This window comes from Paenibacillus amylolyticus (genome assembly GCF_050990605.1).
In the GTDB taxonomy this organism is placed as follows: Bacteria; Bacillota; Bacilli; order Paenibacillales; family Paenibacillaceae; genus Paenibacillus; species Paenibacillus amylolyticus_H.
The window spans coordinates 5,679,188-5,700,734 of sequence record NZ_CP158832.1 but is presented as its reverse complement, the minus strand read 5'-3'; the positions used below and the strand labels follow the sequence as shown (position 1 = coordinate 5,700,734).

Below are 21,547 nucleotides of genomic sequence, written 5' to 3'. Positions count from 1 at the left end.
AGTTTGTCATGAGTAGGAGGAATGCGTAATGCCTAATCTGCGCTTTACAGAGAAGGCGCTCAGCGACTGGATGCGCAGTGATGCGGCTGATTCCGAAATTGTCATTAGCAGCCGTGTACGGATTGCGCGCAACCTTCAGCATGTTCCGTTTCCGATGCTGGCTTCCAATGAGCAATCGGAAGAGGTGCTGAATAAGCTGAGCGAAGTACTTCAATACGATGACGTTCATGCCTTTGGGGATTTCCACACGTTGGATTTAATCGATATTGACGAGCTCGACAAACGGGTGCTGGTGGAGAAACATCTCATCAGTCCAAGTCTTGCGAATGAATCCAGGAATGGTGCGGTTATTCTCAGTGAGGATGAGTCTGTCAGTATTATGATTAACGAAGAGGATCATCTTCGTATCCAGTGCCTCTATCCGGGGTTCCAGGTGAAAGAAGCCTGGGAGAAGGCTTCCGCAATAGATGATGCTTTTGAAGCGCACGTGGATTATGCTTTTGATGATCGCAGAGGATACTTAACCAGCTGTCCTACCAATGTAGGTACAGGTGTTAGAGCATCGGTTATGATGCACCTGCCTGCCCTGGTGATGACACAGCAGATTGGCCGTATTTTAACCGCAGTTTCCCAAGTGGGATTGACTGTAAGGGGGATATACGGTGAAGGCAGTGAGGCGATGGGGAACCTGTTTCAGATCTCGAACCAGATTACACTGGGACAGACCGAACAGGAAGTCATCGAGAACCTGCACGGTGTTGTGTTACAGATGATTGGTCATGAACGTACTGCCAGAGAACGGTTAATGAGCGACTCCAGACTTCGAATTACGGATCGTGTCATGCGTTCTTACGGCATATTGTCTCATGCAGCTATTGTGGATTCAAAGGAAGCTGCACAGCGCTTATCGGATGTACGTCTTGGCGTGGATCTCGGTTTGTTGGATGGACTGTCCATCACGGTAATGAATGAGTTGAATGTGATGACACAGCCGGGATTCCTGCAGAAAACATTCGGGGAAGATATGCGCACAGATGAGCGTGACATCTATCGTGCTCAGTTGATTCGTGATACGATCAATGCAGCGAAGCAGTCCTAGCTTAGCCTGATATTGTATTGAATTATGGTTTCATGCCGCATTGCGGCTTTTATATAATAAGGCATGTACAAATGCCAAATGACTTTATTCGCAGCACGGCTGCAAACAAAAATGATATGAAGAATACAACGGGGATTGTTTGAAACCCCTCGTTTTATCCAAAACCATGGAGGTGCAGGAGATATGATGTTTGGAAGATTTACGGAACGGGCCCAAAAGGTGCTCGCACTCGCGCAGGAAGAAGCTGTCCGTCTCGGTCATAATAACATCGGTACTGAACATATTTTGCTCGGCCTCATTCGTGAAGGTGAAGGCATCGCAGCCAAAGCACTGATCGGCCTGGGACTCGGATTGGAAAAAATTCAGGATGAAGTAGAAACGCTGATTGGCCGTGGCCAAGAGCAACCTACCAACATTGCATATACGCCACGTGCGAAAAAAGTAATTGAACTGTCTATGGATGAAGCTCGTAAATTGGGCCATACCTATGTAGGCACAGAGCATATCCTGCTCGGATTGATTCGTGAAGGCGAGGGTGTTGCAGCACGTGTGCTCAATAACCTGGGAATTAGCTTGAACAAAGCACGTCAACAAGTACTGCAGTTGCTTGGCAGCAGTGAAGCTGTATCCAGCCATAATGGGACACCTGCCAATGTCAGCACCCCAACGCTGGACAGTCTGGCACGCGACCTCACGGCTTACGCCAGAGAGAATAACCTTGACCCGGTCATTGGACGTAGCAAAGAAATTGAACGTGTCATTCAGGTGCTCAGCCGTCGTACCAAGAACAACCCGGTATTGATTGGTGAGCCAGGTGTAGGTAAAACAGCGATTGCTGAAGGACTTGCACAGAAAATCATTGCGAATGAGATTCCCGAAACATTGCGTGACAAACGTGTAATGACCCTGGATATGGGTTCAGTCGTTGCTGGAACCAAATATCGTGGTGAGTTCGAAGATCGTCTGAAAAAAATCATGGATGAGATTCGCCAAGCAGGTAACATTGTCCTGTTTATCGACGAATTGCATACCTTGATTGGTGCAGGCGGAGCTGAAGGTGCCATCGATGCTTCTAACATTTTGAAACCGGCTCTGGCCCGTGGAGAATTGCAATGTATCGGTGCGACAACACTGGATGAATATCGCAAATACATCGAGAAGGATGCAGCGCTTGAGCGTCGTTTCCAACCGATTACTGTAGATCAGCCTTCTCCGGAAGAAGCGATTCAAATCTTGCACGGCTTGCGTGACCGTTATGAAGCGCATCACCGCGTGAAAATTACGGATGAAGCGATTGTACAGGCGGTTAAACTGTCTGACCGTTACATCACAGACCGTTTCCTGCCAGACAAAGCGATCGACCTGATTGATGAAGCGGGTTCCAAAGTAAGATTGAACTCTTACACGATCCCACCAAACCTGAAACAACTGGAAAGCCGTCTGGAAGATATCCGCAAGGAAAAAGACGCTGCAGTTCAAAGCCAGGAGTTCGAAAAAGCAGCCGCTCTGCGTGATACGGAACAAAAAATCCGTGAAGAGCTGGATGTAACGAAGAATCAATGGAAAGAAAAACAAGGTCGCACGGATTCCGAAGTAACACCTGAGGATATCGCACAAGTGGTAGCCAACTGGACAGGAATTCCGGTGAACAAGCTGAAAGAAGAAGAGACACAGCGCCTGATGAATCTGGAATCGATTCTGCATGAACGTGTCATCGGCCAGGATGAGGCTGTGAAGTCCGTCAGCCGTGCGGTTCGTCGTGCTCGGGCTGGACTTAAAGATCCAAAACGTCCGATGGGTTCATTTATTTTCCTCGGTCCTACAGGGGTAGGTAAAACAGAACTTGCTCGTGCTCTGGCTGAAGCGATGTTTGGCGATGAAAATGCAGTGATCCGGATCGATATGTCCGAGTATGGTGAGAAGCATTCAACTTCCCGACTCGTCGGAGCGCCTCCAGGATATGTTGGATATGAAGAAGGCGGTCAGCTGACAGAGAAAGTTCGTCGCAAACCATATTCCGTTGTCCTGCTCGATGAAATCGAGAAAGCACATCCGGAAGTATTTAATATCTTGCTGCAAGTGCTTGAGGATGGTCGTCTGACGGATTCCAAAGGTCGCGTGGTTGACTTCCGGAATACGCTGATTATCCTGACATCCAACGTGGGTGCTGAAGCGATCAAACGTAACTCTACACTTGGCTTCACAGCAGTTGTGGATGCAGGTGCGGATTACGATAACATGAAGGGTAAAGTCATGGATGAGCTGAAGAAAAGCTTCCGTCCAGAGTTCCTTAACCGGATTGATGAAATTATCGTATTCCACTCTCTGGAACAGAAACACATTGCAGAGATTGTTACACTCATGAGTGAGGAGCTTCGCAAACGTCTGCGTGAATACGAGGTTGACTTCGAACTCACCGACAATGCCAAGGATTTCCTTGCCAAAGCCGGCTTTGATCCAGCTTACGGTGCACGTCCGCTTCGTCGGGCAATCCAGAAGCATATCGAGGACAAATTGTCTGAAGAGTTGCTTACAGGTAACGTAACCAAAGGGGATTCATTGCTTATCGACGAAGAGAACGGTGCACTGTCTGTGACGAAAAAAGACGTGATTATTCCTTCTAACGAGGAAATCGAAACCAAATAATATGTAACAAGCTATGGAGTTGAACTCCAGCTTGTATTGTTCTTAATCCTTCTCGGCTTCGGTCGGGGAGGTTTTTTTACATTTTGGACAGAAGACGGACATGATTATGTCAGGAACATGTGTAAAGTTTGCGATAATCCTTTACGAAAAATCTCAAACAATGGTAAACTTTTAGTAACCCTGCACGTCAGGGAGTTTGGGCAAAATTCGTCGAATAATGCAAAATGCTGTTATAAAACTAATTATAGGAGTGCTGAAGTGGCCAAAGTTAAAACCAAGTTTCAATGTACGGAATGCGGCTATGAAGCCCCCAAGTGGTACGGTAAGTGTCCGGGTTGTCAGTCATGGAATTCGATGGTGGAAGAGACAGAGACGGTGGTCAAAACACAAGGGAGAAATTCTCCTCTGTTTGACAGTAAAGATAAACCGCTTCCTATCATAGATATAGATAGCGGTCAGGAACCGCGCGTACAGACTGGAATCGGAGAGTTGAACCGGGTATTGGGTGGCGGAATCGTTCCGGGTTCACTCGTTCTGGTGGGCGGAGATCCGGGTATCGGTAAATCAACGTTGATGTTGCAGACGTCCCATGCGTTGACGCATTCGGGTCTACGTGTGTTATATGTTTCCGGTGAGGAATCAGTCAAGCAAACCAAATTGCGGGCAGATCGTCTCGGGGCACTCTCTGCCGAGTTGTATGTGCTGTGTGAAACCAATATGGAACGTGTAGAGGAAGCGGTGGATCAGATCCAGCCGCATTTTCTTGTCATCGACTCCATTCAGACGGTATATCTTCCCGAAGTTACCAGTGCGCCGGGTAGTGTAGCCCAGGTAAGGGAATGTACGTCAAGGTTCATGCGGATTGCGAAAGGCAGAGGCATTGCAACGGTTCTTGTGGGGCATGTTACCAAAGAAGGTGCCATTGCCGGTCCACGTATGTTAGAACATATGGTGGATTGCGTGCTTTATTTTGAAGGAGAACGCCATCATACGTATCGACTGCTGCGTGCGGTGAAGAACCGTTTTGGTTCAACCAATGAGATAGGCATTTTTGAAATGGGCGAGGATGGACTTCGTGAGGTGGGCAACCCGTCTGAACTGTTTCTATCGGAGCGACCACTGGGTGTAGCGGGTTCTACGGTAGTTGCCAGCATGGAGGGTACACGTCCTCTGCTCGTGGAATTGCAGGCGTTGATCTCGACCACCCATTTCCCTTCTCCCCGTCGCATGGCAACAGGGGTAGACCTGCATCGATTAAATCTGATCATTGCCGTGCTGGAGAAACGGATGGGCATGTTTTTACAAACCCAGGATGCATATCTTAACGTGGCTGGTGGAGTAAGGCTGGATGAACCCGCGGTAGATTTGGCGGTTGCGGTCAGCATTGCCTCCAGTTTGAGAGATGTACCGACCAAGCCGGATGACGTCATCTTTGGCGAGATCGGTCTCACAGGTGAGGTTCGAGCCGTATCACGAGCCGAACAACGAGTGAAGGAAGCCGCGAAGCTGGGCTTCAAGCGTGTCATTTTACCAGAAAAAAGCTTAAAGGGCTGGAAACATCCTCGCGGGATACAACTGATCGGTGTGAATACCGTGGCAGATGCACTAGCGGTTGCTTTAGATTAGGGGGCATAACAAGATGAAAGATTCGAGCCAACTGGATAATATGAATGAATTGTTAAGGCTGATCGCACCAGGTACACCTTTCCGCGAAGGTCTGGAAAATGTGCTGCGCGCCAAGACGGGCGCACTGCTTGTTGTAGGATACAGCCCTGAAGTCATGGAAGTGGTGGATGGGGGATTCTCGATTAACTGTGATTTCTCCCCGAACTATCTGTACGAACTCGCCAAGATGGATGGTGCCATCATTCTTAGCGAAGATTTGAAGCGTATTCTTTACGCCAATACCCAGTTAATACCTGACTCCTCCATCTCTTCATCAGAGACGGGGATTCGTCACCGGACGGCAGAGCGTGTAGCGAAGCAAACGGGTAAATTGGTCGTATCCATATCACAGCGCCGGAATATCATTACCTTGTATCAAGGAACACTTCGGTATTCCCTCAAGGAAATCGGGGTTATTTTGACCAAAGCGAATCAAGCGATTCAAACCTTGGAGAAATACAAAGCTGTATTAACACAGTCCCTTACGAATCTGAGTGCCTCTGAATTTGAGGAACTGGTGACGATTCCTGAAGTGGTTAATGTGATTCAGCGTACCGAAATGGTGATGCGGATCAAAACGGAGATCAAACGATACATTCATGAACTCGGGAATGAGGGACGACTCATTTCCATGCAAATGGAAGAGCTTGTGGGTACAACGGAAGAAGAAGCCTGGTTATTGTATAAGGACTATGCCCGTGATGACAGTGATGACAAAATCCGTGAAATTATCGTGGGACTGAAAAGATTGTCGGACGATGAATTGCTGGATGCACACCATATTGTCCGTCTGCTCGGCTATCCTTCATCAGCGGCTACTTCAGAGGATTCGGTTGCACCTCGTGGATTCAGGGTATTAAATAAGATCCCCCGCCTGCCCAATGTCATTATCCATAATCTGGTGGATCAATTCGAACAATTGCCTCATGTGATTATGGCTACAATTGAAGAGCTGGACGAAGTGGACGGTATCGGTGAAGTTCGTGCCCGAACCATTAAGGAAGGCCTCAAACGTTTGCAGGAGCAGATGTTTATCGACAGACAGATGTAAGGGTTTGCCTATATAAAGGCTTGAAATGGATGAGGTGAAACAACAATGCTAACCAGATTCATTCCGAATCTCTTTACCCTGGGTAATCTGTTTCTTGGAATGATGGCAATTTTGCTTGCGATTGATGGAAATTACAGTTTGGCTGCCATTATGGTCATTGTAGCGATGCTGCTGGATGGTCTGGATGGCCGAGTGGCACGTGCACTCAATGCGCAAAGCGAATTCGGCAAAGAACTGGATTCCTTGTCAGACATGGTTTCCTTTGGTGCAGCACCTGCCCTGATCATATTTATGGTGTCGTTTCAAGATTCGATGCCGATTCTCGCTTGGATCGCAACAGCGGCTTTTCCAATCTGTGGAGCCATTCGTCTTGCTCGGTTTAATGTTCGTCCGGGAATCCCCGGGTACTTCACAGGTTTGCCGATACCGGCAGCCGGCGGAGTGCTGGCTACATTGTCCTTGTTCAATAAGGATATTGGCCCGGTCAGCATGATGATCGCTACGTTGCTGTTATCATATCTGATGGTGAGCTCACTTAAATATCCCAATTTCAAAAAGGTGGGTTTGCCGCGTAAGGCAATCTGGATCGCACCATGGGTTGTGTTATTTGCTATAGCCGTAGCTGTTATTTTCCCGGAGCAGTTATCCAAATTGATCTTTATTCCGCTGGTGTTATACGCCTTGTATGGAATGAAGCATAATGTGCGAACAGCGGCCTCGCGTAGTCGGGCGAAAAAGCGCAAGGATGAAAAGTCTTCCCGTCCTTCTGATCGTTAAGTAGCCTGGGGGACGGACACGATACAAAGAAAGCACGTACTCTCCTGAACTGGAGAATGCGTGCTTTTTGTTTATTCAGATCTATTTACGGTAAAAGAAACCCTTGCGAACGACGACATACATATCTTCTTACGACAGATTAAACATCCCTAACGTTGAACACTTCTGTGATTCGTGATTTACGACCTCTTCCATGTTAATGTCCAGCAGATTGCAGAGAGCCGACATGTAGAACAGGTTTCGCCCTAGCTCAGAGCTGATGACCTCTCTGCAGTTCTCACACAACTCACCTTCCACATGCGTTTCCAGCAGGCCCTTGGTTTGAGCGATATCGCTCTCCGGGGCATATTTCTGCTTGGTGGCGTGCAGCTCGATGCAGCCGCATTCGGTAATGGCTTTGGACACGGCACGGTTAACAGACGCTCCGGCTTGTCCCGTTTTGGACAGTACATCAATCAGACTGCGATGACGCAGCAACAGTTCAGAAACTTGATCCTGGAAAGCCTGTAAACTTAGCGTACTCATTTTTGCCACTCACCTCGGGATATGAATTGAATTCATTATATGCCAATAATTTACCTACTTTCAACTGACGATTGCAACATTTCCAAAAAGTTCTTGCGGATGGGATTAGCAATTCAGGAATTGGATCATACTGGATATCAAGATCAAGATACATTGAAGGAGGTGCAGGGACTAATGTGGAAAAAAGGCATTTTAACTTTTACAGGATTGTGCGGTGCATGGTTCGGCTACACGGCATATCATCTGGCAGGAAAATCGGTCCCATGGATGGCTGAGTGGATTCAGTCAGCAGGATTACTGGGAGCTGGTATATCGACGCTGCTGGGAGCTGTAATGTTTATGGCTGTATGTAATATTGGTGGAACATTGATGGCAGACAGACTGCATAGTGGAATCGATTCATTGGCAAAAGTACCTATGAATGAACTGGCTGCAGGTGCCGCAGGTACCGTTGCTGGCTTACTGGTGGCTTTGTTGCTCTACCCTGTTGTGGGATGGATGGGAACGGCAGGAGAAGTGCTGCAAGTGGCGCTGACGGTGATAAGTGCTTATTCCGGCTACACCCTTGCCATGGCGAAGAAAGACGATCTGGGAGCCTTCTGGATGTCAGGGCGATGGGGTCATCCCGAGGTGGACGAGGATAGACGGATGGAAGAACATAAAATTCTGGATACCAGTGTTATTATCGATGGGCGTATCGCTGATATATGCAAAACCGGATTTATTGAAGGCACGATCGTCATTCCGGAATTTGTTCTGGAGGAGCTGCAGCATATTGCCGATTCATCGGATCTGCTCAAGCGGAACAGAGGACGGCGTGGACTGGACATTTTGAACAAAATCCAGAAGGAACTTGATGTAAAAGTCCTGATCTACGAGGGGGATTTCGAGGAAATTTCCGAAGTGGACAGCAAACTGGTTAAACTGGCTAAAGTGCTTCAGGGCAAAGTGGTTACCAATGACTTTAACCTGAACAAAGTGTGCGAACTCCAGGGGGTATCCGTGTTGAACATTAATGATCTCGCCAATGCGGTGAAGCCGGTTGTTCTGCCAGGTGAGGAGATCATGGTACAGATTATCAAGGATGGCAAGGAGCATGGTCAAGGTGTGGCCTATCTGGATGATGGCACAATGATCGTGGTGGAGGGCGGACGCGAGTATATCGGCATGATGATGGAAGTGCTGGTGACCAGTGTGTTGCAGACTTCAGCAGGACGAATGATTTTTGCCAAGCCGAAACTGTTGGAAAAAGCCCAATAAAGCGGTATGATGGGTAGTGTATCGTTGAATGATATTGTATATCTTTGGACGATAAACTGACAGACAAGGCAGGGATTGCGGCATGGATAAAGGGTGGGGCGTTGTCATTGTGGCAGCAGGTCGCGGAACCCGGATGGGGACGACCGAGAGCAAACAGTTTCTGTTGCTGCAGGACAAGCCCGTTTTCATACATACGCTTGAGGTATTTGCTGCGCTGGACGAGATCCGCGAGATGGTGCTGGTCACAGGAGCCGCAGATGTTGAACGCTGCCAGGATTGGGTAAAAGAATACCAACTGGATTCACGTGTCCGTGTTATCCCCGGAGGGAAAGAGAGACAACATTCTGTCCATAAAGGCCTGGAGGCACTTGAGACGGATTGGGTTCTCGTTCACGACGGGGTACGTCCTTTTGTGAACCATGAGCAGATCAAGGGATGCATGGCGGCTGCCACATCCGGTGGTGGAGCAGCTGTACTGGCAGTTCCCGTGAAGGATACGATCAAACAAGTGAATGCGGAAGGAGTCGTTACGGCGACGCCAGACCGCAGCAGTCTGTGGAGCATTCAAACCCCGCAGGCTTTTCGTCTTTCTTCCCTGCTCTCCGCCTACGCATCAGCCGAGCAGGACGGATTTCTGGGGACAGATGATGCCATGCTGGCTGAACGTCAGGGAATGTCGGTCAAGGTTGTGGAAGGCAATTATACCAATATCAAATTAACGACGCCGGAAGATTTGCAATACGCCGCGTTTTTGCTGGGGGGAGAGAAGAAGCGATGATACGTGTAGGACAGGGATTTGATGTACATCAGCTGGTAGAGGGACGCCCGTGCATTATTGGCGGAGTAACAATTCCTTATGAAAAAGGACTGCTGGGTCACTCGGACGCAGACGTGCTGTTGCACGCGATTAGTGATGCCATTTTGGGTGCGCTGGCACTTGGGGATATCGGCAAGCACTTCCCGGATACCGATCCGGAATTCAAGGATGCCGACAGCCTGAAATTGCTGGAGCATGTATGGCAGCTTGTGAAGGATCGCGGATATCGGTTAGGGAATATCGATTCAACGATTATTGCCCAGAAGCCGAAGATGGCTCCTTACATCCCGCAGATGGCTGAGGTTATTGCCAAAGCACTGGAAGCGGATGTAACACAGGTGAACGTGAAAGCAACAACGACAGAGCAACTGGGATTCCCGGGACGGGGAGAGGGTATTGCCGCTCAATCCGTTGTTTGCCTGGTTCGTGTGTGATATCATCAATTAATTCATGACGGAGGGGATCATATGAGCACGGAAATTCGTGTGCGTTACGCGCCGAGCCCAACAGGACATCTGCATATCGGGAATGCCCGTACGGCGCTGTTTAACTATCTATATGCCAAACATAATAACGGTAAATTCATTATTCGTATTGAAGATACGGACGTAAAACGGAATATTGCCGGTGGTGAAGAAAGCCAGCTGAAATACCTGAAATGGCTCGGAATCGAGTGGGATGAAAGTATTGATGTGGGCGGAGAATACGGACCATACCGTCAAACGGAACGTCTGGACCTCTATCGTAAATATACGCAGGAATTGCTGGATAAAGGTCTGGCTTACCGATGCTTCTGCACGGAAGAAGAATTGGAGCAAGAGCGTGAGGAGCAGTCAGCACGTGGAGAAACGCCGCGTTATTCAGGCAAACACCGTGACCTGACTCCAGAGCAGATTAGTGCATTTGAAGCGGAAGGTCGCGTAGCGAGTATTCGTTTCCGTGTGCCGGAAGAGCGCGTATACACGTTTGACGACATGGTTAAAGGTACAATCTCGTTCAACAGCAAGGAATCCGGTGACTTCGTCATTGTGAAAAAAGATGGCATTCCCACGTACAACTATGCCGTTGCTGTGGATGATCACTTGATGAAGATTTCCCACGTCCTGCGTGGGGAAGATCACATCTCGAACACGCCGCGTCAACTGATGATCTATGAAGCGCTCGGCTGGGAGCCGCCGCAATTCGGTCACATGACGCTGATCGTGAATGAAAATCACAAGAAGCTGAGTAAACGGGATGAGTCCGTCATTCAGTTTATTGAGCAGTATGATCAGCTCGGCTATTTACCTGAAGCGATGTTTAACTTCATTTCCCTGCTTGGCTGGTCGCCGGAAGGGGAGGAAGAGATCTTCTCGCAAGAGCAGCTGATCTCCATCTTTGATACGAAACGTCTGTCCAAGAGCCCGGCTGTATTTGATACACACAAGCTGGCTCACTTGAACAACCACTATATCAAACATGCTGACCCGGAACGTATTGCTGAGATGGCCATTCCGCATCTGCAAAAAGCAGGACGTCTTCCTGGGGATCTGTCCGCTGAGCAAAAAGAGTGGGCGCATACCCTCGTACATCTCTATCAGGAGCAGATGAACGCGGCATCCGATATCGTAGAATTGTCGGAAGTGTTCTTCCGTTCGGAGATTGAGCTGGAAAGTGAAGGTGCCGCGGTTCTCGCTGAAGAGCAAGTGCCGACCGTGCTGAAGGCATTTGCGGATAAAGTGCAGACAAGTGAAGAGTTCACACCAAGCAAAATGGCTGCATTAATCAAGGAAGTACAGAAAGAAACCGGCTTTAAGGGCAAACAGCTCTTTATGCCAATTCGTGTAGCCTTGACTGGACAGACGCATGGACGGGATCTGAACCAAACGATCGTGCTTCTGGGCCGTGATACGGTGATCGAACGCTTGCTTGCACAAGTAAAATAAGCTTATTCGATCATATTTGGGATCTGAACACAGTCATATGATGTACGGATTACGTAGTCGGCTGTTGTCAGTCTGGGGCCTTTTCGCTATAATAACAACACAACGAATAATTGATATGATTTATCTAATAGAACAGCAAAGATCGGGAGAAGTAGACTGACCCGGACAGATTCAGAGAGGATGGTCCCGCAGCAAAGAAAGATTTCTTTGATTGCGGTGGCTGTGAGCCATCCACTGTCCATCAGTCGAAATGCACCCGTGAGCTGCACAGCCGAATCCAGCCCCGCCTTTGTCGGTTATGACATGGGAAAACGCTAGGATAGGTTGTGACGATTGGTTTCCGTTACCAAACCGCTTGAGGGCTCATTCTATTTGAGAATGAACCGAGCAGAGTGGGACCGCGATAAACGCCTCTGCAGCTAAATGCTGCAGGGGCGTTTTTTGTTTAGGCGAGTGTGCAGTACACTACCAAGGAACGCGCCGTCCGGTAAGCCGGAGGACGGGAACCTGAACAAGAGGGGAACGAGCATGTTCAAGAAGATCAGATCAGATATCCAGGCGGTGTTTGAGAACGATCCGGCAGCCCGGGGATGGTTTGAAGTGGTATTTACCTACTCAGGGCTGCACGCGATATGGGCACACCGGATGGCACATTTTTTATACAAACGAAGATGGTTCTCGTTCGCCAGGTTCATTTCACAGGTAAGCCGATTCATGACAGGAATTGAGATACATCCTGGAGCTACGATCGGGAATCGGTTGTTTATTGACCATGGAATGGGCGTCGTTATTGGGGAAACATGTGAGATTGGCGATGATGTTGTTATCTATCAGGGGGTTACCCTCGGCGGAACAGGGAAAGAAAAAGGAAAGAGACATCCGACCATTGGCAATAATGTGGTTATCTCATCGGGAGCCAAAGTGCTGGGTTCATTTAGCGTGGGGGATCAATGCAACATTGGTGCAAATTCCGTTGTGCTTAAGGAGGTCCCTTCCAATAGTACTGTGGTAGGTATACCGGGCAGAATTGTTAAACAGGATGGCCGACGGGTAGATCGCCTCAGTCAACAATTGCCCGATCCGGTCGTTGACTCTTTGCGGAGTATGCAACAAGAACTCGAACGATTGCAGGAAGAAGTACGTACACTGCAGAATGCCCGTGAAAATGAGACTGTGCGTGATACGTGATACAATAACTAAAGGCAGTATAGGATGAAAGGATAAGTGACCATGACGCTTCAGATTTATAATACGATGAGTCGTACCAAAGAGGAGTTTGTTCCCCAAGAACCAGGGAAAGTAAAAATGTATGTCTGTGGACCAACGGTATATGACTACATTCACATTGGGAATGCACGTCCTGTTATCTTTTTCGACACGGTTCGTGGATACCTGGAACAGACAGGACATGATGTAAACTATGTGGTGAACTTCACGGATGTGGATGATAAGCTGATTCGCAAAGCAGAACAACTTGGAACAGATGTTCCTCATGTCGCGGAAAAGTTTATTGCGGCCTATTATGAAGACCTTGAGGGATTGGGTATTCCCAAGGCAAGCAGCAACCCGAGAGTAACGGAAAACATGCCGCTGATCATTGATTTTATCCGTGAGCTGGTTGAAAAAGGATTTGCGTATGAAAATGGCGGTGACGTTTATTATCGTACAGGCAAATTCAGCGAGTATGGCAAACTTTCGAAACAAAACTTGCAGGAGCTGCAATTCGGAATCCGTGTGGGTGTGGACGAGCGCAAAGAGCATCCCGAAGATTTTGTGCTCTGGAAGGCTGCTAAACCAGGTGAGATCTATTGGTCCAGTCCTTGGGGCGATGGCCGACCAGGCTGGCATATTGAGTGCTCCGCCATGGCTAGGGAGTACCTTGGGGATACACTGGATATTCACGGGGGTGGACAGGATCTGCAGTTCCCGCACCATGAGTGCGAATGCGCCCAATCCGAAGTATTAACAGGTAAACCACTTGCGAACTATTGGATGCATAATGGATTCATCCGGATTGATAATGAGAAGATGTCGAAATCACTCGGTAACGGTGTTCTTGTTAAAGATTTACGGAATCAATATAAACGCGAAGCGATTCGTTACTTTATGTTGTCTACCCACTATCGTAACCCGTTGAATTTCACGGATGATACGATGGAGCAGGCACAGAACAGTGTGGACCGGATTGCGAATGCGGTAGGTAACCTGAACCATCGTCTGAATGCGGTAACTGTTGATCAGGATATCACAGCAGCGTTTGCGGCAAGACTCGACCAAATTCGTCAGCAGTATCACGAGAAGATGCAGGATGATTTCAATACTCCTGATGCGATTACTGCTATGTTTGAGTGGGCAGGGGAAGCCAACCAACTGTTGCAGCAAGAAGTAGTTAATGCGGCAGATATTCGCGCGCTCCTCGAGTTGTTCAGTGAATTGAATGCTGTGCTGCGCATTTATACTGACGCAGAGCCAGAACTTCTGGATGAGGAAGTAGAACGTCTGATTGAAGAGCGTGTAGAAGCGCGCAAGTCCAAAAACTGGGCAAGAGCGGATGAAATTCGTGATGAATTGTCTGCACGTGGCATTCTGCTTGAAGATACGGCGCAGGGCATGAGATGGCGGCGCAAATGAGCGAAGGACATCCAAATACACCAAAACAACAAGAGCAGGTTACAGAGGGAGGATGGTTCCCGTATCCTTCTTCCAGACCTGCGAGGTTGATTCCACCTATTGCACTGGCCTATATTGGTGATGCGGTATATGAGGTGGCTGTTCGTCAATATCTGTTGTCGAAGGCCAACATGCGTCCCAACCATCTGCATCGTAGTGCAACCGGGTTGGTATCAGCGAAGGCACAGAGCCGCATACTTAAAACGATTGAGGCTGAACTGACAGAGGAAGAACGTGATATCGTCCGGCAAGGGCGGAATGCCAAGTCGGGTAGTGTACCCAAAAATGCAGATGTGTTGGAGTACAGACATGCCACGGCGTTTGAATGTCTCATTGGTTACCTCTACAGCAGTGGTCATCATGATCGCATGATTGAACTGATTGGTCTTGGCATTGAGCACGCGGAACAACAATCGCCATCACCGACAAAAAAATAGAAATTTCAACAAAACAACGCATTACAGAGAGGATCGAACAACGATGGAAGAAGAATGGATTGCCGGTAAACACTCCGTAACGGAGGCGCTGCGTTCAGGCCGGACCATTAATAAAATATGGATTGCCGATACAGCACAGAAACATTTGACTCAACCTATTATCACGGAAGCTAAAAAACTAGGTATTGTTATTCAACACGTGGACAAGCGTAAGCTGGATCAAACGGTACCAGGCATTCAGCATCAGGGGGTAGTGGCACAAGCTGCACCTTACGCTTATGTGGAGGTAGAAGACATTCTTGCCGCAGCAAAAGCGAAGAATGAGCATCCTTTCCTGATTTTGCTGGATGAGATCGAAGATCCTCATAACCTGGGGTCGATTTTGCGGACAGCAGACTGCACGGGTGCGCATGGCGTCATTGTACCCAAACGTCGCTCGGCAGCGGTAACGGTAACAGTGTCCAAAACGTCAGCAGGTGCCGTGGAGTATGTGCCAGTGGCTCGTGTAAGTAATCTTGCCCAGACCATCGATCGCCTTAAAGAGGAAGGTGTATGGGTTGTAGGGACAGATGTCACGGCTCATGAAGGTGTCTTTGGTAACGGCGTCTTTACTGGTCCTGTGGCATTGGTTATCGGCAATGAAAATAAAGGAATGGGACGACTCATTCGTGAGAAATGCGACGTACTGATCAAATTACCGATGCAAGGTCAGATTAACTCCTTGAATGCTTCCGTGGCAGCGGGTGTTGTCATGTATGAAGTGCTTCGCTCGCGTCAAGCGCAGGAATAGAAGGTATGGCTGATTCCCGTGATGTGCTTCTTGTAGACGGGTACAACATGATTGGCGACTGGCCGGAATTAACTAAACTGGCGGAAAGTGGGCTCGAGGAGGCGCGCAACAGGCTTCTCTTTCGTCTTGCCGACTATCAGGCTTTTTCCGGCCGGCGAGTCATTGTTGTGTTTGACGCCTACCTCGTGCCTGGACTCGGTAAATCCTTTACACAGAGCAAAGTGCAGATCTATTTTACAAAGGAAAAAGAGACGGCAGACGAATGCATTGAGAGACTCGTTCGGGAACTAAGCATGAGAAGACGCCAAATCTATGTGGCTACGAGCGATATGGTAGAGCAACATGTTATTTTTGGACAGGGAGCGCTACGCGTATCTGCAAGGGAATTGCTTATTGAAGTTGAGCAGAACGAAAAAGAATTAAAGAAACGACTGGAAGAAGATCAGGCGAAGACCACACGTAATACACTTGGGGGCAAGTTAAGTCCGGATGTATTGAAAGAGTTTGAGCGATGGCGCCGTGAATAACAGCGCGTTTTTACAAAATTTAGAATATTGTAACTCTTGACATTTATGTTATTGATGTTCTTTTTTAGGCAGAGCGTGGTTGACGGTGTAAGGTACCATCATATATACTGATCCTATATTTCATAGAGTAGAGTAACGGGGTACCTTGCGTTGCAGCCGGAGGGATTGTCTGTGAGTGTCGACCTCAAAGATATCATGTTATCCAAGTATGATTACCAAAGTGACGAAGACATTGTAGAAGCTTTCCGAGAAGGCGAAAGCGAAGCGTTAGAGTTTTTGATTAACAAATATCGTAACTTTGTACGCGCCAAGGCAAGATCTTATTTTCTGATTGGGGCAGACCGGGAAGATATTATTCAAGAAGGAATGATTGGCCTCTACAAATCCATTCGAGATTTCAAAGGGGACAAGCTGGCTTCGTTCAAGGCTTTTGCCGAACTGTGCATTACAAGACAGATCATCACGGCGATTAAGACAGCAACACGTCAGAAACATATTCCACTTAATTCTTATGTATCTCTGGACAAGCCTATTTATGACGAAGAGTCTGATCGTACGTTACTCGATGTGATTTGTGGAACCCAGGTCAGTGATCCGGAAGAATTGATCATTAATCAGGAAGAGTTTGTGGGCCTGGAAGATAAAATGTCCGAGATTCTGAGTGATCTGGAACGTAAAGTATTGATGTTGTATCTGGACGGGAGATCTTATCAAGAGATTGCAGTTGATTTGGACAGACATGTGAAGTCCATTGATAATGCACTTCAGCGCGTCAAGCGCAAACTTGAAAAGTACCTGGAAGTTCGAGATAATTAAACACATGTTGTCGTTGACGGAAAAGGCTCGGTGTTTGAGTCTTTTTTTAGTGTCTCAAGTTTATAAAATCTAAGAATGTTCATACTAGTAATCGCTCGGTCCATGCAGGAGAAGAGAAAAACAGAGATGAGAAACGAATGTGCGTTGTACGGAAGTAATACCCAATGAATGAAAGGCTATTCTTTCATTGACATGGTTATACCCTTGTGATAAAGTGTTTTAGGTAGGCCTAAATTTATGGCTTTTTTTCAGGATCAATTTAGAGACTCTGCTTGAATGTGGAAGTCTTCGGGAGGTGTACATCATGCGGGTAATTATTACTTTGGCTTGTACTAACTGCAAACAAAGAAATTACACTACGACAAAAAACAAGCGTAATCACCCCGACCGCATGGAGATGAAGAAATTTTGCAAGTTTTGTAACGAGCAGACTTCTCATCGCGAAACCAGATAGTTTTTGGAGGTGTCGGCGTGAAACGAAGTTTCAAATCTCTGATTTCCTTTTTCTCAGAAAGCTGGGCTGAACTTAAAAAAGTTCGCTGGCCTAATCGTAAAGAGCTGACCAACTACACATTGATCGTACTTGGTACTGTTGTGGTTATGACGCTGTTTTTTTGGGTCATTGACATTGGCATCTCCTTTGTGATCGAAGCGATTATTTAAGAAGGGTTCCGGTGGCTTGATATGGAAAAAAGATGGTACGTCGTTCATACCTATTCAGGGTATGAGAACAAGGTCAAGGCCAATTTGGAAAAACGCGTCGAGTCTATGGGCATGGAAGACAAGATATTCCGCGTTCTTGTTCCTATGGAAGAAGAAGTGGTAAACAAAGACGGTAAGAAAAAAACCGTTATGCGTAAAGTTTACCCTGGTTATGTCTTGGTGGAAATGGTACAGACGGATGACTCTTGGTACGTTGTGCGCAACACACCAGGTGTTACAGGATTTGTCGGTTCGACAGGTTCTGGGTCCAAACCAACTGCTTTGTTGCCTGAAGAAGTGGAACAAATTCTGAAGCACATGGGCATGGTTGAACCTAAGCCGAAAATTGAGTTCGATATTAAGGAATCCGTACGTATTAAAGTCGGCCCTTTTGCGAATTTCGTAGGCTCCGTGGAAGAAATTTTGGTAGACAAAAGCAAGTTGAAAGTGCACGTGAACATGTTTGGACGGGAAACACCGCTTGAGTTGGAATATACACAAGTGGAGAAGATATAGTTTCTTCAAGTTTCTTGTGGGAGGGCTGTAAGGCCCGTTAACCACTATTTTGCAAGGAGGTGTCAATCATGGCGAAAAAAGTTATTAAAATGGTAAAACTGCAGATTCCAGCAGGTAAAGCAAACCCAGCACCACCAGTAGGTCCAGCTTTGGGTCAAGCAGGTGTCAACATCATGGCATTCTGTAAAGAATTCAACGCTCGTACAGCTGATCAAGCGGGATTGATTATTCCAGTTGAAATTTCTGTATTCGAGGACCGTTCCTTTACTTTCATCACTAAAACTCCACCAGCAGCAGTTCTGTTGAAAGTGGCAGCTAAAGTTGAAAAAGGATCCGGCGAACCGAACAAGAAAAAAGTTGCTACTGTTAAACGTGATGCGGTTCGTCAAATCGCAGAAACAAAAATGCCTGACCTGAATGCAGCAGACGTTGAGTCCGCTATGCGTATGGTCGAAGGTACTGCCCGCAGCATGGGTATCACCATCGAAGACTAATTTTCATAAGAAACATGGCTTCGTAAAACCGGTCGATTCGCGACCGGTTGATGTGGGAGGTATATCCGCTAACACCACAAAGGAGGAATAAAACATGGCTAAACACGGTAAAAAGTACCTGGAAGCTGCTAAGCTGATTGACAGCGAAGCAACTTACGAGCCTTCAGAAGCTGTAGAGCTTGTGAAAAAGGCAGCTACTGCAAAATTCGATGAAACAATCGAAGCAGCAGTTCGTTTGGGTGTAGACCCTCGTAAGCAAGACCAGGCTGTACGTGGTGTTGTTGTCTTGCCACACGGCACAGGTAAAACACAACGCGTATTGGTATTTGCAAAAGGTGACAAAGCGAAAGAAGCGGAAGCGGCTGGCGCGGACTATGTTGGTGATGCAGACATGATCAACAAAATCCAACAAGGCTGGTTCGAATTCGACGTCTGCGTAGCGACACCAGATATGATGAGTGAAGTAGGTAAATTGGGCCGACTGCTCGGCGGTAAAGGTCTGATGCCTAACCCTAAAGCCGGAACGGTAACTTTCGATGTAACTAAGGCTGTTCAAGAAATTAAAGCCGGTAAAATCGAATATCGTCTGGATCGTGCAGGTCAAATTCATGCACCGATTGGTAAAGCTTCTTTCTCTTCTGAGCAACTTAATGAGAACTTCAAAGCTCTCATGGAAGCTCTGAATCGTGCTAAACCAGCGGCAGCAAAAGGTGTTTATCTGAAGAATGTTAGTCTTTCTTCCACGATGGGCCCTGGCGCACGCGTGAACGCAGCAGCTTTTAGATAATATCTCTTGACAGGCTGGTCCTGTCCTTGATAAGATATAAAAGTTGTGAGTCCGAGTGACTGACCGTTGACATTTGAATATGCTTGCCGTAGACAGTAGGTGCCATTTGGCTTAATTTCCTGCCGAGGTGTGATTATAGAACTTAGAACGATGTAAATCGATGATGAGTATATATCAAGCCTTCGTGATTCTACGGAGGCTTTTCTTAATGGGATAAATTTGATCAGGAGGTGTACAGATTGGCAAACGCAAAAGTGATTCAAGCAAAACAAGAGTCCGTTGATGCAGTAACAGCAAAATTGCGCGAGAGCGTGACAACTGTTGTTGTTGACTATCGCGGATTGAACGTTGCCCAAGTAACTGAGTTGCGTAAGCAACTTCGTGAAGCAGGGATCGAATTCCAAGTGCTGAAAAACTCGTTGCTTCGCCGTGCAGCTGCAGCAGCAGAACTGACAGAACTCGATAGTGTTCTCACAGGTCCTACTGCAATTGCATTCAGCGTAGATGACGTTGTGGCTCCAGCTAAAATTCTGAACGACTTCGCGAAAAAGAACGATGCTCTGGAATTGAAAGGTGCAGTCGTAGAAGGTCGCGTAATCGGAGTAGACGAAGTTAAGGCATTGGCAGAACTGCCATCCCGCGATGGACTCCTCTCCATGCTCCTCAGCGTGCTTCAAGCGCCAGTGCGCAACTTCGCGCTTGCGGTTAAAGCAGTTGCAGAAAAAGAAGAACAAGGCGCGTAAGCAACTTGATCTGAACGCTGCTTAGGCGGCAAATGAATTAAAAAAAATAATATTATATATGGAGGTTCACTCATGAGTAAAGAGCAAATCTTGGAAGCAATCAAAGGCATGACTGTACTGGAACTGAACGATCTTGTTAAAGCAATCGAAGAAGAATTCGGCGTAACTGCTGCAGCTCCAGTAGCTGCTGCAGGTGCGGGCGCTGCTTCTGCTGAAGCTGAGCAATCCGAGTTCGACGTAATCTTGACTAACGCTGGTGCTTCCAAAATCAACGTTATCAAAGCAGTTCGCGAAATCACAGGTCTTGGCCTGAAAGAAGCAAAAGAACTGGTTGACAACGCTCCAAAAGCATTGAAAGAAAAAGTTGCTAAAGAAGAAGCAGAAGCGGTTAAAGCTAAGCTTGAAGAAGCTGGCGCTACAATCGAAGTTAAATAATTTAGCTTTTATAAGCTAGATGAACAAAACAACAAACCCCTTGACTTATATCAAGGGGTTTGTTGCTGTAATTGTAAATGGAAAGTGAGTGAGGGCATGTCCAATCATTATTATTCGGACAAACCGCAAGTAGCGCATGATCGCAGAGCAACTGAAGCGGTTCTTCGCGGATTCAGTCTGCGATTCGTGACGGACGCCGGTGTGTTTTCCAAAAACGGAATCGATTATGGCAGCAGAGTATTGATTGATGCGATAGAGTTGCCATCAGGGGCTCATGTTCTCGATGTGGGTTGTGGATACGGACCGATGGGTCTTACAGCAGCCAAACTTGTACCGGATGGGCATGTCACCATGATCGATATCAACGAGAGAGCCGTTGAACTTTCCAGGGAGAATGCAAAAGCGAACGGAATTAACAATGTTACGGTATTGCAGAGTAATCTACTGGCTGAAGTAAAAAAGCAAGATTTTGACGTTATCTTAACCAATCCGCCTATACGGGCTGGGAAAGAGACGGTTCATACTATTTTCGAACAGGCACATCGTCATCTGAAGGTAGGCGGTTCGTTGTGGATTGTCATTCAGAAGAAACAAGGGGCTCCATCAGCAAAAGCGAAGTTGGAATCTTTGTTTGGAAGAGTGGAGGAAGTGACGAAGGATAAAGGCTACCGGATTTTCAAAGCGATGAAATCGGAAGAGGGTTCTACTAAAAGCTGAATCCGAGTTTGTAAAGTAAGCAGGGGATCATTTTTTTTGCAATAGGACTATTGACTTGAAATTCAGGCCGTGGTATTATTGTAAAATGTCAGTATTAAGATGCCCTACTTGGCTTTAGCTAACTAAAAATGTCAACCTTTTTTTACGC

Annotated in this window: 24 protein-coding genes and 1 other annotated feature; of the genes, 23 read left to right on the top strand and 1 reads right to left on the bottom strand. The window is 47.2% G+C overall.

All coding sequences use genetic code 11. The features are described 5' to 3' along the window. Nucleotides 1-28: 28 nt before the first annotated feature. The 5 genes from ABTV53_RS25150 to pssA all read left to right on the top strand — a co-directional run bounded on the left by ABTV53_RS25150 (nt 29) and on the right by pssA (nt 7,238). The gene (locus ABTV53_RS25150) at nt 29-1,099 is read left to right on the top strand and encodes a protein arginine kinase (protein WP_340912547.1); all 1,071 of its coding nucleotides are present in this window, start codon (nt 29-31) and stop codon (nt 1,097-1,099) included. 183 nt (nt 1,100-1,282) lie between these two features. Further along, the gene (locus ABTV53_RS25145; RefSeq protein WP_433747630.1) at nt 1,283-3,745 is read left to right on the top strand and encodes an ATP-dependent Clp protease ATP-binding subunit; all 2,463 of its coding nucleotides are present in this window, start codon (nt 1,283-1,285) and stop codon (nt 3,743-3,745) included. 258 nt (nt 3,746-4,003) lie between these two features. Beyond that, entirely contained in the window at nt 4,004-5,371 is a 1,368-nt protein-coding gene (gene radA, locus ABTV53_RS25140; protein ID WP_036671578.1) for a DNA repair protein RadA, read from the top strand. Nucleotides 5,372-5,384: 13 nt separating this feature from the next. Further along, the gene (gene disA, locus ABTV53_RS25135; protein ID WP_062836168.1) at nt 5,385-6,461 is read left to right on the top strand and encodes a DNA integrity scanning diadenylate cyclase DisA; all 1,077 of its coding nucleotides are present in this window, start codon (nt 5,385-5,387) and stop codon (nt 6,459-6,461) included. 45 nt (nt 6,462-6,506) lie between these two features. Then, complete coding sequence (gene pssA, locus ABTV53_RS25130; protein WP_017692048.1) at nt 6,507-7,238, top strand: CDP-diacylglycerol--serine O-phosphatidyltransferase; 732 nt, start codon at nt 6,507-6,509, stop codon at nt 7,236-7,238. 129 nt (nt 7,239-7,367) lie between these two features. Here pssA and ABTV53_RS25125 read toward each other — a convergent pair whose 3' ends face one another. Then, nucleotides 7,368-7,763: a hypothetical protein gene (locus ABTV53_RS25125; RefSeq protein ID WP_017692049.1), complete on the bottom strand. Its 396-nt coding sequence runs from the start codon at nt 7,761-7,763 to the stop codon at nt 7,368-7,370. A gap of 174 nt (nt 7,764-7,937) precedes the next feature. On the opposite strand from ABTV53_RS25125, the gene ABTV53_RS25120 reads away from it, so the two are divergent. The 18 genes from ABTV53_RS25120 (at nt 7,938) to ABTV53_RS25035 (ending at nt 21,399) form a co-directional block, all read left to right on the top strand. After that, the gene (locus tag ABTV53_RS25120) at nt 7,938-9,023 is read left to right on the top strand and encodes a PIN/TRAM domain-containing protein (protein WP_047841132.1); all 1,086 of its coding nucleotides are present in this window, start codon (nt 7,938-7,940) and stop codon (nt 9,021-9,023) included. Between the two features lie 82 nt (nt 9,024-9,105). After that, complete coding sequence (gene ispD / locus ABTV53_RS25115) at nt 9,106-9,801, top strand: 2-C-methyl-D-erythritol 4-phosphate cytidylyltransferase (RefSeq protein WP_433747626.1); 696 nt, start codon at nt 9,106-9,108, stop codon at nt 9,799-9,801. Further along, nucleotides 9,798-10,274 carry a 2-C-methyl-D-erythritol 2,4-cyclodiphosphate synthase gene (gene ispF / locus ABTV53_RS25110; protein ID WP_076254730.1) on the top strand — a complete coding sequence of 159 codons (477 nt, stop codon included), beginning with the start codon at nt 9,798-9,800 and terminating at the stop codon, nt 10,272-10,274. Before ispD ends, ispF begins: the two co-directional genes overlap by 4 nt. A gap of 33 nt (nt 10,275-10,307) precedes the next feature. Beyond that, on the top strand, nt 10,308-11,765 hold the full coding sequence (gene gltX, locus ABTV53_RS25105; RefSeq protein ID WP_433747623.1) for a glutamate--tRNA ligase: 1,458 nt from the start codon (nt 10,308-10,310) through the stop codon (nt 11,763-11,765). A 528-nt stretch (nt 11,766-12,293) separates the two neighbouring features. Further along, on the top strand, nt 12,294-12,953 hold the full coding sequence (gene cysE, locus ABTV53_RS25100) for a serine O-acetyltransferase (RefSeq protein ID WP_433747620.1): 660 nt from the start codon (nt 12,294-12,296) through the stop codon (nt 12,951-12,953). 42 nt (nt 12,954-12,995) lie between these two features. After that, nucleotides 12,996-14,396 (top strand): cysteine--tRNA ligase, encoded by a 1,401-nt coding sequence (gene cysS / locus ABTV53_RS25095; RefSeq protein WP_433747618.1) that lies wholly within the window; start codon nt 12,996-12,998, stop codon nt 14,394-14,396. Further along, nucleotides 14,393-14,872, top strand: coding sequence for a Mini-ribonuclease 3 (locus ABTV53_RS25090; protein WP_433747616.1), 480 nt, complete (start codon nt 14,393-14,395; stop codon nt 14,870-14,872). Before cysS ends, ABTV53_RS25090 begins: the two co-directional genes overlap by 4 nt. A gap of 43 nt (nt 14,873-14,915) precedes the next feature. Further along, a complete protein-coding gene (gene rlmB, locus ABTV53_RS25085) occupies nt 14,916-15,662 on the top strand; it encodes a 23S rRNA (guanosine(2251)-2'-O)-methyltransferase RlmB (RefSeq protein WP_433747613.1) in 747 nt (248 codons plus the stop codon). Nucleotides 15,663-15,667: 5 nt separating this feature from the next. After that, the gene (locus tag ABTV53_RS25080; protein WP_036607162.1) at nt 15,668-16,189 is read left to right on the top strand and encodes an NYN domain-containing protein; all 522 of its coding nucleotides are present in this window, start codon (nt 15,668-15,670) and stop codon (nt 16,187-16,189) included. A gap of 171 nt (nt 16,190-16,360) precedes the next feature. Next, nucleotides 16,361-17,005, top strand: coding sequence for an RNA polymerase sporulation sigma factor SigH (sigH, locus tag ABTV53_RS25075; protein WP_017692059.1), 645 nt, complete (start codon nt 16,361-16,363; stop codon nt 17,003-17,005). A 304-nt stretch (nt 17,006-17,309) separates the two neighbouring features. Next, complete coding sequence (gene rpmG, locus ABTV53_RS25070; RefSeq protein ID WP_072735843.1) at nt 17,310-17,459, top strand: 50S ribosomal protein L33; 150 nt, start codon at nt 17,310-17,312, stop codon at nt 17,457-17,459. A gap of 17 nt (nt 17,460-17,476) precedes the next feature. Next, on the top strand, nt 17,477-17,668 hold the full coding sequence (gene secE / locus ABTV53_RS25065) for a preprotein translocase subunit SecE (RefSeq protein ID WP_017692060.1): 192 nt from the start codon (nt 17,477-17,479) through the stop codon (nt 17,666-17,668). A gap of 21 nt (nt 17,669-17,689) precedes the next feature. Further along, a complete protein-coding gene (gene nusG / locus ABTV53_RS25060) occupies nt 17,690-18,223 on the top strand; it encodes a transcription termination/antitermination protein NusG (RefSeq protein ID WP_024633599.1) in 534 nt (177 codons plus the stop codon). Between the two features lie 68 nt (nt 18,224-18,291). Next, nucleotides 18,292-18,717, top strand: coding sequence for a 50S ribosomal protein L11 (gene rplK / locus ABTV53_RS25055; RefSeq protein WP_017692062.1), 426 nt, complete (start codon nt 18,292-18,294; stop codon nt 18,715-18,717). A 94-nt stretch (nt 18,718-18,811) separates the two neighbouring features. After that, a complete protein-coding gene (rplA, locus tag ABTV53_RS25050; protein ID WP_017692063.1) occupies nt 18,812-19,504 on the top strand; it encodes a 50S ribosomal protein L1 in 693 nt (230 codons plus the stop codon). A 68-nt stretch (nt 19,505-19,572) separates the two neighbouring features. After that, nucleotides 19,573-19,719: a sequence feature (ribosomal protein L10 leader region), on the top strand. 24 nt (nt 19,720-19,743) lie between these two features. After that, nucleotides 19,744-20,247, top strand: a complete 504-nt coding sequence (gene rplJ, locus ABTV53_RS25045; protein ID WP_433747610.1) for a 50S ribosomal protein L10 — start codon at nt 19,744-19,746, stop codon at nt 20,245-20,247. Between the two features lie 72 nt (nt 20,248-20,319). After that, nucleotides 20,320-20,682, top strand: a complete 363-nt coding sequence (rplL, locus tag ABTV53_RS25040) for a 50S ribosomal protein L7/L12 (protein ID WP_278298116.1) — start codon at nt 20,320-20,322, stop codon at nt 20,680-20,682. Between the two features lie 96 nt (nt 20,683-20,778). Further along, nucleotides 20,779-21,399, top strand: coding sequence for a class I SAM-dependent methyltransferase (locus ABTV53_RS25035; protein WP_124118844.1), 621 nt, complete (start codon nt 20,779-20,781; stop codon nt 21,397-21,399). Nucleotides 21,400-21,547: the final 148 nt, after the last annotated feature.

Excerpts from the sequence above, each read along its gene's own strand:
- ABTV53_RS25150 (WP_340912547.1), top strand. The coding sequence starts at position 29 with ATGCCTAATCTGCGCTTTACAGAGAAGGCGCTCAGCGACTGGATGCGC.
- ABTV53_RS25145 (WP_433747630.1), top strand. The coding sequence starts at position 1,283 with ATGATGTTTGGAAGATTTACGGAACGGGCCCAAAAGGTGCTCGCACTC.
- disA (WP_062836168.1), top strand. The coding sequence starts at position 5,385 with ATGAAAGATTCGAGCCAACTGGATAATATGAATGAATTGTTAAGGCTG.
- pssA (WP_017692048.1), top strand. The coding sequence starts at position 6,507 with ATGCTAACCAGATTCATTCCGAATCTCTTTACCCTGGGTAATCTGTTT.
- ABTV53_RS25125 (WP_017692049.1), bottom strand. The coding sequence starts at position 7,763 with ATGAGTACGCTAAGTTTACAGGCTTTCCAGGATCAAGTTTCTGAACTG.
- ABTV53_RS25120 (WP_047841132.1), top strand. The coding sequence starts at position 7,938 with ATGTGGAAAAAAGGCATTTTAACTTTTACAGGATTGTGCGGTGCATGG.
- ispD (WP_433747626.1), top strand. The coding sequence starts at position 9,106 with ATGGATAAAGGGTGGGGCGTTGTCATTGTGGCAGCAGGTCGCGGAACC.
- ispF (WP_076254730.1), top strand. The coding sequence starts at position 9,798 with ATGATACGTGTAGGACAGGGATTTGATGTACATCAGCTGGTAGAGGGA.
- gltX (WP_433747623.1), top strand. The coding sequence starts at position 10,308 with ATGAGCACGGAAATTCGTGTGCGTTACGCGCCGAGCCCAACAGGACAT.
- cysE (WP_433747620.1), top strand. The coding sequence starts at position 12,294 with ATGTTCAAGAAGATCAGATCAGATATCCAGGCGGTGTTTGAGAACGAT.
- cysS (WP_433747618.1), top strand. The coding sequence starts at position 12,996 with ATGACGCTTCAGATTTATAATACGATGAGTCGTACCAAAGAGGAGTTT.
- ABTV53_RS25090 (WP_433747616.1), top strand. The coding sequence starts at position 14,393 with ATGAGCGAAGGACATCCAAATACACCAAAACAACAAGAGCAGGTTACA.
- rlmB (WP_433747613.1), top strand. The coding sequence starts at position 14,916 with ATGGAAGAAGAATGGATTGCCGGTAAACACTCCGTAACGGAGGCGCTG.
- ABTV53_RS25080 (WP_036607162.1), top strand. The coding sequence starts at position 15,668 with ATGGCTGATTCCCGTGATGTGCTTCTTGTAGACGGGTACAACATGATT.
- rpmG (WP_072735843.1), top strand. The coding sequence starts at position 17,310 with ATGCGGGTAATTATTACTTTGGCTTGTACTAACTGCAAACAAAGAAAT.
- nusG (WP_024633599.1), top strand. The coding sequence starts at position 17,690 with ATGGAAAAAAGATGGTACGTCGTTCATACCTATTCAGGGTATGAGAAC.
- rplK (WP_017692062.1), top strand. The coding sequence starts at position 18,292 with ATGGCGAAAAAAGTTATTAAAATGGTAAAACTGCAGATTCCAGCAGGT.
- rplA (WP_017692063.1), top strand. The coding sequence starts at position 18,812 with ATGGCTAAACACGGTAAAAAGTACCTGGAAGCTGCTAAGCTGATTGAC.
- rplL (WP_278298116.1), top strand. The coding sequence starts at position 20,320 with ATGAGTAAAGAGCAAATCTTGGAAGCAATCAAAGGCATGACTGTACTG.
- ABTV53_RS25035 (WP_124118844.1), top strand. The coding sequence starts at position 20,779 with ATGTCCAATCATTATTATTCGGACAAACCGCAAGTAGCGCATGATCGC.